Origin of the sequence: Streptomyces swartbergensis, from assembly GCF_002148965.1 — a bacterium.
In the GTDB taxonomy this organism is placed as follows: Bacteria; Actinomycetota; Actinomycetes; order Streptomycetales; family Streptomycetaceae; genus Streptomyces; species Streptomyces swartbergensis.
The window spans coordinates 1-1,562 of record NZ_NGFN01000678.1; the positions used below are offsets into that span (position 1 = coordinate 1).

General features: G+C 74.2%; 1 protein-coding gene. It reads right to left on the reverse strand.

Annotated features, from left to right (window positions below):
• A partial coding sequence (locus CA983_RS43490; RefSeq protein ID WP_143645828.1) for an acyltransferase domain-containing protein occupies nucleotides 1–1,562 on the reverse strand: 1,562 nt, incomplete at both ends.

Genomic DNA, 1,562 nt, shown 5'->3' on the forward strand with positions numbered 1-1,562 from the left:
GCAGGGGACGGGGTGGAGGGCGTGGGCGTGGGCGCGGGCCGGGGGACAAGGGGTGCCTGCGAGCGTGCCTGCGTCCGTGCCGGAGCGGGCGATGCAGTCGTGGTGCCGGACGCCGCGAGCACGTCCAGTTGGCGGGAGATCATCTCGCCCACCTGCTCGACGAGTTGCTCCGCCAGCCGTAGCTGCTGACCGAACAAGGCGTGCAGCCCTTCCGGTGACTCCGACGGAGCGGCAGGCGCCGCCGGCTGCTCGACCACCGGTTCCTGGACCACCGGTTCCTGGACCACCGGTTCCTGGACCACCGGTTCCTGGACCACCGGTTCCTGGACCACCGGTTCCCGGATCACCGGTTCCTGGTTCACCGGTTCCCGGACCACCGGCACGTCTCCGCGCAACCGCGCGACCCGTTCCGCCAGCCTGCGCGGTGTGTCGGCCGAGTCGAACACCTCCCGGACCGGGACCCGGACGCCGTACCGCTGTTCCAGTTCCGTCGTCATGCTCATCAGGGAGAGCGAGTCGGCGCCCAGCTCGAAGAACGAGCTGTCCGGTGTGACGTCGGCGGTGGGACGGCCGAGCTTGTCAGCCGCCAGTTCCCTTATGACGAGCAGGACTTCATCGTCCGGCCCGGGCTTCTCAGGAGCCGGCACCGACGCCTCCGCCCGGAACGGCACCGCACGCCGCCGCAGCGGATGTCCCGGCAGCGGCACCCGGCCCCCGTCACCGGTCAGCGCGTGCCAGTCCAGGTCCGCGCCCCTGCCGTACAGCGAGCCGAGCGCCGTCAGGAACCCGTGTGCCTGCTCGGCCGCCCCGCCCCCTTCGCCCTGCCCGCTCAGCCAGCGGCTGTCGGGTACGCAGTGCCGGCCGAGGCCGGTGAGGGTCCGCCCGGCGCCGATCTCCACGAAGTCCCGGCAGCCCTGCTCGACGGCCGTGTCCATGGCGAGACCGAAGCGGACGGGCTGCCGGGCCTGACGGCAGAGGTACTCCACGTCGACCGTCCATCCCGCCCGGCGCAGCTCACCGTCGGCCGTGGTCACCAGCGGGGTGCGCAGCGGACGGTACGTCACACCGCGCGCACGGGTGCGGAACTCGTCCAGGGCGCTGTCGATCCCTGCGGAGTGGAACGCCCGGTCGACGGGCAGCGCACGCCACCGCAGGCCCTCCTGGTCGAGCAGTGCCGCGGCCTCCTTCAGGGCCTGCGGCGGGCCCGAGAGCACTTGGGCGTGGGGGCCGTTGACCGCGGCGAGCTCCGCACCGGCGGCCCGCGCGATGCGCCGCGCGGTGGTCTGGTCGGCCCGGACGGCGAGCATGCCCCCGGCCTGGCAGCGGGTCTGCATCAGCCGCCCACGCCAGGCGGTGAGCCGCAGCCCGCCCTCCAGCGTCAGGGCACCGGCCGCGTACAGGGCGGCGTACTCGCCGACGCTGTGCCCGAGCAGGAGCGCGGGGCGTATCCCGGCCGCCCGCCAGGCGTCCGCCAGCGCCGCCTGATGGGCGAAGAGGGCGGCCTGCGCGGTTTCGGTGGGCCAGATCTCGTCGTCCGCGGGACGGTCGGCGGGGGTGGGGGC